At 38.0% G+C, this 8,625-nt stretch carries 11 protein-coding genes; 9 read left to right on the top strand and 2 right to left on the bottom strand.

Features of this window, described 5'->3' with window-relative positions; genetic code table 11:
- Positions 1–232 precede the first annotated feature (232 nt).
- The 5 genes from K6D58_RS08575 to K6D58_RS08555 all read left to right on the top strand — a co-directional run bounded on the left by K6D58_RS08575 (position 233) and on the right by K6D58_RS08555 (position 3,944).
- On the top strand, positions 233–979 hold the full coding sequence (locus K6D58_RS08575; RefSeq protein WP_296829723.1) for a VUT family protein: 747 nt from the start codon (positions 233–235) through the stop codon (positions 977–979).
- On the top strand, positions 976–1,650 hold the full coding sequence (locus K6D58_RS08570) for an SDR family NAD(P)-dependent oxidoreductase (protein WP_296829720.1): 675 nt from the start codon (positions 976–978) through the stop codon (positions 1,648–1,650). Before K6D58_RS08575 ends, K6D58_RS08570 begins: the two co-directional genes overlap by 4 nt.
- A 110-nt stretch (positions 1,651–1,760) precedes the next feature.
- A complete protein-coding gene (locus K6D58_RS08565; RefSeq protein WP_296829717.1) occupies positions 1,761–2,360 on the top strand; it encodes a TetR/AcrR family transcriptional regulator in 600 nt (199 codons plus the stop codon).
- Between the two features lie 3 nt (positions 2,361–2,363).
- A complete protein-coding gene (locus tag K6D58_RS08560; RefSeq protein ID WP_296829715.1) occupies positions 2,364–2,951 on the top strand; it encodes a flavodoxin family protein in 588 nt (195 codons plus the stop codon).
- Positions 2,952–2,972: 21 nt separating this feature from the next.
- Positions 2,973–3,944, top strand: a complete 972-nt coding sequence (locus tag K6D58_RS08555; protein ID WP_296829712.1) for a Gfo/Idh/MocA family protein — start codon at positions 2,973–2,975, stop codon at positions 3,942–3,944.
- A 67-nt stretch (positions 3,945–4,011) separates the two neighbouring features.
- On the opposite strand, the gene K6D58_RS08550 is transcribed toward K6D58_RS08555, so the two are convergent.
- On the bottom strand, positions 4,012–4,488 hold the full coding sequence (locus tag K6D58_RS08550; RefSeq protein ID WP_296829710.1) for a pyridoxamine 5'-phosphate oxidase family protein: 477 nt from the start codon (positions 4,486–4,488) through the stop codon (positions 4,012–4,014).
- Positions 4,489–4,542: 54 nt separating this feature from the next.
- Positions 4,543–5,094: a TIGR01440 family protein gene (locus K6D58_RS08545; protein ID WP_296829727.1), complete on the bottom strand. Its 552-nt coding sequence runs from the start codon at positions 5,092–5,094 to the stop codon at positions 4,543–4,545.
- Positions 5,095–5,237: 143 nt separating this feature from the next.
- Between K6D58_RS08545 and K6D58_RS08540 the strand changes: the two genes are divergently transcribed.
- The 4 genes from K6D58_RS08540 to K6D58_RS08525 all read left to right on the top strand — a co-directional run.
- Positions 5,238–6,125 carry an alpha/beta hydrolase gene (locus K6D58_RS08540; RefSeq protein ID WP_296829707.1) on the top strand — a complete coding sequence of 296 codons (888 nt, stop codon included), beginning with the start codon at positions 5,238–5,240 and terminating at the stop codon, positions 6,123–6,125.
- Positions 6,122–6,367: a hypothetical protein gene (locus K6D58_RS08535; RefSeq protein WP_296829704.1), complete on the top strand. Its 246-nt coding sequence runs from the start codon at positions 6,122–6,124 to the stop codon at positions 6,365–6,367. The genes K6D58_RS08540 and K6D58_RS08535 overlap by 4 nt, the downstream gene beginning before the upstream one ends.
- 32 nt (positions 6,368–6,399) lie before the next feature.
- Positions 6,400–8,130 carry an ABC transporter ATP-binding protein gene (locus K6D58_RS08530; RefSeq protein WP_296829701.1) on the top strand — a complete coding sequence of 577 codons (1,731 nt, stop codon included), beginning with the start codon at positions 6,400–6,402 and terminating at the stop codon, positions 8,128–8,130.
- Between the two features lie 77 nt (positions 8,131–8,207).
- Positions 8,208–8,625: sodium:calcium antiporter (locus tag K6D58_RS08525; RefSeq protein ID WP_367182348.1), on the top strand; the 418-nt coding region annotated here is incomplete at its 3' end.

The following is an 8,625-nucleotide window of genomic DNA, read 5'->3' as shown; positions in this document are numbered from 1 at the left end:
AATTGATCTGCTCTCCTCCAGTTCAACATCTTTTCTTTCCTACATTTTCTTAACATCTTCTATTTTTACTAATAAAATAGGAGATGCAGGAACTCAATAAAATGCGAACTTCCACCTAGACAAACCCAAACAAAAGTGGTACTTTCATCGGACACAATTTATGGGCGCAGTTTATGATCCTCAAAAACCTACTGCGCATAATAAATTAAAATCCTTAAGAGAGGCTTGTTACATGTCTACATTTAAAAGACGCGTGGCACAGGAGTTTAACGATATAAAAATCCTGCTGCGCAACATTCCATCAATCACTGTTACAGTTTTTATTCTTAGCGTTGTTTGTGCAAACTTAATGGCAAACAAAGAACTCCTTAACGTAGGTTACGTGGCCCTGGATTGCGGCTTCGCATTCAGCTGGATTATGTTCCTCTGCATGGATGTTATCTGCAAGAGATACGGTCCAAAGGCAAGTATAGAAGTTTCTATTATTGCCCTTCTTGCTAACCTTACTGTATGCGGACTCTTTTTTCTTCTTTCACTTACACCTGGTAAATGGGGAGAATTTTATTCCTTTGAACTTAATGAAGTAAACTCTGCCCTCAACAATACTTTTGGCGGTGCCTGGTATGTTGTTCTTGGTAGTGGCCTTGCCTTCCTTACAAGTTCAGTAGTAAATGCAATCCTAAATTATTCCCTGGGTAAAAACCTTAAGAAAAATAATTTTATTGCATTTGCATTCAGATCATACACTTCTACAATTATTGCACAGTTTGTAGACAACTTTATTTTTGCAACAGTTGTTTCTAAAATCTTCTTTGGATGGACATGGACTCAGGTCGTTGTTTGTTCAATTATTGGTGCAGTGTGTGAACTTCTTGGTGAAATTCTTTTCTCAGGTTTTGGATGGAAAGTCGTAAAGAACTGGGATGAAGAAAACGTAGGTAACGAATACTTTAACTACATAGAAAAAAAGCGCGCATGAAAGTTGTAATCACCGGGACATCTTCCGGAATCGGAAAAGAAACAGCACTTAAGTTTCTCTCCATGGGACATGAGGTAATTGGTCTTGATATTGAGGACAAGAGCATAACTTTATGTCCTGGTTACAAGTATACTCACTACGTCTGTGACATCAGCAAAAAAGAAAGTCTTCCTCAAATTGAGGGAACAGAAATTCTTATTAACAATGCCGGTGTCCAGACTATGAGTCAAAAAGATATTGATGTAAATCTTACAGGCACAATGAATGTTACATCTATGTATGCCTTTAATCCAAAAATAAAATCCGTACTTTTTAATTCATCTGCCTCAGCTCTTACCGGCAATGAGTTTCCTGAGTATGCTGCAAGTAAAGCTGGTGTTAACGGGTACATGAAGTACTGTGCTATTAAACTTGCAAACAAATACAAGGCTACCTGCAATGCCCTTTGTTTTGGTGGTGTTATAACTGAATTGAATAATGAAGTTATGCAGGATAAAAAACTCTGGGATTCCATTATGAATGTAACTCCCCTTAAGCGCTGGGCTACTGCTAAAGAAGCTGCTGAATGGATTTATTTTATGACAGTTACAAATACTTTCTGTACCGGTCAGGCTATAGAAATTTCCGGTGGTGAACGTAACTGCACAGATCTTTTTGTCTGGCCTGAATAATCAGCATTAAAATTATTTTACCATCCTACAATTAAATACAAATGCTAAATAAATTTGACTTCTTAATATAACAGTGTTAAACTATCACTGTTATATAATAAGGAGCAGATATGCGTAACCCTAATACAGAAATTATTCCCCTGATAAAAAAGAATACTCTTTCTCTTTTAATGACAAAAAATCCTGATCAGATTGGAATGAGGGATATTGCAAAGGCTTGTGGTATTACGGCAACTAATATTTATCATTACTACAGGGACAAGGATACCCTCTTTCAGGAGATAGGCCTGGATTCAATAAAAGAAGTTAATAAAAAAATAGTAGCTTCCCTTAACAGTAAAAAGTCTTTAAAGGAACAAGTAAAAAAAGCAATTACTGTTTTCAGGGACTGGTGTTTTGAAAACCCAAGACTTTCCCTTCTTGTAATGCAGGGTTTTAAATCTGCGGATTCAGCACCAGAAGAAGTGATTGAAGAATACTATGTTTGTAACCGTACAGGCGAACAGCTTTTAGCTCAGGCAATAAAAGAAAATCTTGCCCTGTCTAAAAATCCCCGTCTGGATATAGGGATACTTGTGTCAGGATTATGGGGTTGTATTGAATCTGTTCTCCTAAAAAAATGTGATGTGGAATACTGGAACAAGGGTAAGGCATTTACAAATCATTTTATTGATATGTGGCTCGATTCAATTTTTATTAAGGAGGACTAATATATGAAAGAAGTCAGGGTTTTAATTTTAAACGGCTCACCAAGAAAAAATGGTAAGGTCTCGCAGCTGCTTCATATTATTGAACAAAATTTCTTAAAGCAGAATGCAAAGGTAAATTTTTATGATGTCTGTACTTTAAATTTTACTCCCTGTAAAGGCTGTATGGCCTGCCGTTCCAAAAAGACCTGTATCTTACCTTCTGATGATGCTCATAAAATCTGCCAGGCTATTGATAAGTGTGACCTTTTAATTGCAGGTACACCTGTCTACTGGGGAAACATGAACGGTCAGCTTAAATGTCTTTTTGACAGAACTGCAGGAATTATGATGGGTGAATCCAAACATGGGATTCCGCTTCCATTGCAGAAAGGTAAAAAGGCTGTAATAATTACTTCCTGCACTACTCCTTTTCCTTTTAATATTTTTGCAGGGCAGACAACAAAGGCCTTTAATTCACTAAAAGAAATTCTTTCCTATTCAGGTTTTAAAATTAAAAAGGGCATTAATCTTTCGGGAACAAAAAATATGAAGGAACTTCCGCCACGATTCATAAAAAAAGCATTGAGTATTACTCCGGAAAGCATGCTATAATTAATCTTAAATGGAGGAAAGATGAATATAGGAATTATAGGTGCAGGTAACATTGCAAGGGTAATACCGGAAGCAGTAAAAGATTCAAATGAGATTCAGGTTACAGCTGTTGCTTCAAGAAGTCTAAAAAAGGCACAGGATTTTGCAGCTAAGTTTGGAATAAAAAAAGCATATGGAAGTTATGAGGAACTTCTTGCGGATCCGGAAATTAATCTGATTTATATTGCAACTCCTCATTCCCACCACTATGAACACATGAGGCTTTGTCTTAACGCTGGTAAAAATGTTTTGTGCGAAAAATCCTTTACAATGAATGCTGCTCAGGCTAAAGAAGTTGTAGCACTGGCCAAAGAAAAAAATCTTTATCTTGCAGAAGCAATCTGGACACGTTACATGCCGTCAAGAAAAATTATTGACGAAACAATTAAGTCTGGTCTTATCGGAAAAATTACAAACCTTACTGCTAATCTTTCATATGAACTGACAACAAAAGAACGTCTTTTAAATCCTGAACTTTGCGGTGGTGCACTTCTTGATGTTGGTGTTTATCCAATTAACTTTGCCCTTATGCATTTTGGAAAAGATATTGATAAAGTTGAATCATCTGTTAAGCTGACTGACCGTGGTGTTGATGGTTATAATTCAATCAGTATCTATTACAAGGACGGTCGCATTGCCCAGCTGACCAGCGGACTTTATGCACGTTCTGACCGCAAGGGAATCTTCTGGGGCGAAAAAGGATATATCGTTGTGGAAAATATCAATAATCCTCAGTCCATAAATGTTTATGATGACAAAGATCAGCTGATAAAATCTATTCCAGTTCCTTCACAGGTAAACGGTTATGAATACGAAGTCATAGAAGCAGACCAGTGTATCAAGGCCGGTAAAAGAGAAAGTACTTCCATGCCTTTTTCAGAAACAATTTATGTAATGGAATTTATGGATAAACTCAGAAAAGAATGGGGACTTATCTACCCTATGGAAAAATAATTTTAAATATTTCCGGTTCTTCATAATTACAATTGTGATTACAAAGAACCGGATAAAAAAACAGGAACTACTCTTCCTTTACTCTTTTACCTGTCATATGTTCAATTTCTAATTCAAAACACTGAACCCGGCTTAAAGCATTGGCGAGTTCCTTTTTTAGATATTCTTCATCAGAAGTAAATTTTCTTACCAGGTCAGAACATATTTCTTCTGCCCTCTTAATATCATCAATGAGTTTTACCCTTCCAAAGACTACAACACTTTTTACATTAAGGGCCCATTCTCCAGGATTGGTATAACCTTTGTCATATACACAAAAAGATGCCTTATCACAATTTTTTATGGCATCAATTTTGTGGCCTTCCTTTGCACCATGAAAATAAATTTTACCGTCTTTTTCACTATACATATGAGAGAGTGGAATTCCATAAGGATAACCGTCGTCCCCTATAAGAGAAAGCACTCCACGTTTTTCATTTTTAAGTATGGAAATACATTCTTCATTTTCCAGCTGCTGCTTGAATCTTCTCATTGTCCTGAACATATTTATCTCCTGTTAAGCCATCCAGGCCAGTATGCTTTAAAGCCCGAGTGTTTTTTACTGATAGCGGGCTCTTTCTCCACCGATAAGCTTTGGACGGCACCAGGCTGCAGTTACATAAGCCTTGCCGATGAACTTCTGTTCAGGGTGCAAAGGTACAGCAACGTCTTTAAGATGCATGCCGATGAGGGTACTGCCTATATCAATTCCGGCTGATGCCTTTATATGTTCCACAGCTACAGGATTTTTAAAACCATGCCAGGCAGCTGTTGCAAAAGAACCGCCGCCGTGAGCCCAAGGTACAACGCAGACAGGTTCAAGATTGTATTTAATTGCACAACTTTCTTCTATAATAAGAGCCCTGTTTAAGTGTTCGCAGCACTGACAGGCTAGATACAGGCCTTTCTGGTCAAGAAGAGCTTTTGCTGCCTCAAAGACAGCCTTTCCTGTTTCTTCACTGGAATTTTTACCGATAACTCCGCCACAGATTTCGCTGGAAGAACATCCGATTACAAAAATAGAACCTTCCCTCTGGGGATGAGCTTCAAGAACTTCACTTATAACTGTGGCAACTTCTGCCTTTACTTTTTCTAAATCCATGTTTCTGATTATAGACATATGAAGTTCAGGGTCAAGTATGCGGCTGTCAGTAATCCTGCCTGTAGTTGGACCAGTCTCTAATGCTGTCTGTCTGTACCCTTCAAAGGCTTAATTTACTTTACAAGTGGGGGACATCATACTATTCTATTTACATGAGTGAATTCGTAGAAAAAATCCGTCGTGAATGGGGTGCAAATGATGCTAAACGTGATGCAGCCTTTAAAACCCCTCAGGATATAATCCGTTTTGATGACATTCTTTATGAAAAAGACAAGATTTTTAACAAGCTTGATGTTTACAGACCAAAGAATATTCCTCAGAATAAAAAAATCCCTGTAATACTTAATGTTCATGGTGGCGGATGGGTTTACGGCACAAAAGAAACTTATCAGTTTTACGGAATGGAACTGGCACGTCAGGGTTTTGCTGTCGTAAACTTTACCTACCGTCTTGCACCGGAATCAAAATACCCTGCTTCAATCGAAGATACTAACAGCGTTGTAAAATGGATTTTTGCAAATAAAGATGTATACGGCTTTGACCTTAACAATTTTTTTGCAACCGGTGATTCAGCTGGAGCACATCTTCTTTCTATATATACTGCAGCACTTTCGGATAAAAGTTTTGCTGACCGTTTTAATTTTGATCTGGTAAAGGATTTTAATTTTAAAGCCATTGTCCTTAACTGCGGCAAATATTCCTTTAAGGAAGAAGTTTATTCAGACCAGGACCTGCTTAAAGAAATTCTGGCAGAGGACACTCCTCAAAACCGTGACATGCTGGAGACAGTTGAACATATTAGTCCAGCCTATCCACCTGTTTACATAATGACCTGCACGGGTGACTTTTTAAGGGAACAGTCTGTACTCCTTGCAAGTGCCCTTACAGAAAAATCTGTACCCTTTGAATACCACTATGTAAAGGATGCAAAAATAAATCTCTGGCACTGTTACCAGAACAACATAGATCTTGATGCGGCAAAGCAATGTCATCAGGATGAATGCAATTTCTTTAAAAAATTTACAGGAGAAGTAAAATGACAAGAGCAGAAAGTTACATTCAGGAATATGCAAAAATCAACAAGGCCTACAACATGATGTTTGATTCCCTTCAGGTTTTAATAGAAGCCGAAGATTCTGATCCGGAAGTTTGTAGTGACATTAACAATGCCCTGGTTTTTCTTGACCCGGTTCTTGACCGCATTAAAGAAGAAAAGGATGCAGCTATAAAAAATTCATCAAAAGATAATTCATCGTCCAAAGGCGGATTTAAGGTTTTCTGATTTTATAGTAGACTTGTCACAAGGAGAATAGAGTGAATTACAATGACAAGTCTATAAAAATATTTTTTGCCTACTACAAACCTCACCTCAAGATTTTTCTTGCAGATATGTTCTGCGCCCTTCTCATTGCAGTAATCGATGTAAGTTTTCCTATTATTACAAGATACATGCTTAACACCTATATTCCACAGGGAAAGATGACCCTCTTTTTTGAAATCATTGCCCTTATTGCAGGTGTTTACTGTATCCGCTGGGTCTGCAACTGGTTTGTAAATTACTGGGGTCACTACTTTGGTGTAAAAGTAGAAACTGATATGCGCCATGACGTTTTTAAAAAGCTGGAGAGTCAGAGTTTTTCTTTTTTTGACACCCACCTTACCGGCCGCCTTATGAGCCGTGTTACTACAGATCTTTTTGAAATTACAGAACTTGCACACCACGGTCCGGAAGATGTAATGACATCAGTGCTTACCCTTCTTGGAAGTTTTGTTCTTCTTTTAAGAATCCGCTGGGAACTTGCAATTTTAGTTTTTGCTTTTCTTCCATTAATTATATTGATTACCATGTTCAGCCGCCGCCGTCTCTCCAACAGTTCCCGTAAGGTAAAGGAAAAGACTTCAATGATTAACGGAGTTCTTGAAAATTCACTTACAGGAATCAGGGTTACCCAGGGTTTTACCAACGAAGAAATTGAACTGTCTAAGTTTGATGCCAACAATGTTCTTTACCGTGACAGCAAAAAACAATTTTACAAAACCATGTCTACCTTCCATTCAAATGTTGAATTTTCTACGGCCATTCTAACCCTTCTTGTTTTTGCAGCAGGAGGCTATTTTATTATGAAAGGCAGCATGACTGTTGCAGATCTTGTAGCAGCAAATCTTTTTGTTGCAGCCTTTACAGCTCCTGTAAGAAAACTTGTTAATTTTGTAGAGCAGTATTCCACAGGTATGGCAGGCTTTAACAGGTTCCTTGAGATTATGAGGACAGATACTTCTATAAAGGAAGCTCCTGATGCAGTAGAAATCCTTAGTGCCAGAGGGAATATTACTTTTAAGGATGTAAGCTTTTCTTACAATGACAAAACAGAAGTCCTTAAAAACATTAATCTTGAAATTAAGGCAGGACAGAAGTTTGCCTTTGTTGGTGCCAGTGGCGGCGGAAAGAGTACAATCTGTAACCTTATTCCCCGCTTTTATGAAGTAACTGAGGGCAATATCTATCTTGACGGAATTGATCTTAAAAAAATTAAGCTTGAAAATCTCCGCAAGCAAATTGGTACAGTACAGCAGGATGTATTCCTTTTTGCAGGTACGATAAAAGAAAATATTGCCTACGGAAAGCCGGGAGCTTCTGATGAAGAAATAATTCAGGCTGCAAAACGGGCAGAAATTCACGAGGACATTTTAAAAATGCCGGAAGGTTATGACACTCCTGTTGGAGAAAGAGGTCTTAAGCTTTCTGGAGGACAAAAGCAAAGGGTTTCCATAGCCAGATGTTTTTTAAAGAATCCCCCTATCCTTATTCTTGATGAAGCAACCAGTGCCCTGGATACGGCAACAGAGGTAAAGATTCAAAATGCCTTTGATGCTCTGGCAAAGGGCCGTACTACTTTAGTAATTGCCCACCGTCTTTCTACTATTAAGAATGCGGATATGATTGCAGTTGTTGATGACAAAAACATAGAAGAATGTGGAAGTCACGAAGAACTGCTGGCAAAAAACGGCAAGTACGCTGCCCTGTGGAATAATCAGGTTATATAAATACAGGCTGTCTGTCCCCATAAAAGTTGACAGCATCAGCCTTAAATGATAATTTCAAACACAAGCGAGGTTTACTTATGATGCTTTTTCTTAACATTTTGCTTTTACTTGTTGGTTTTGTTGCCCTTATAAAGGGAGCAGATTTTTTTGTAGACGGAAGTTCTTCCCTGGCAAAGATTTTTAAGGTACCTGGGGTTATCATTGGTCTTACTGTAGTTGCCATGGGAACTTCCCTTCCTGAACTTGCGGTAAGTACTTCTGCAGCCCTCCGGGGATCCAATGAAATTGCCATCAGTAATGTTACAGGCTCAAATATCTTTAACATTCTTTGTGTTTTAGGTTTTTGTGCCCTGATTCATAAAGTTCCGGTAAATCCTTCAATTCTTAAAAGGGATTATCCTTTCTGTATCCTTGTTTCTGTATTTGTACCCCTTGCAGCAGCATTCTCCAGCATAACAGGGGGACACTTCTTTACCCTTAAAATGTCAGATAATG

Origin of the sequence: Treponema sp., from assembly GCF_024696245.1 — a bacterium.
Classification (GTDB): Bacteria; Spirochaetota; Spirochaetia; order Treponematales; family Treponemataceae; genus Treponema_D.
Note: the sequence above shows the minus strand (reverse complement) of the source record. Positions and strands in the feature narration are given on the sequence as shown.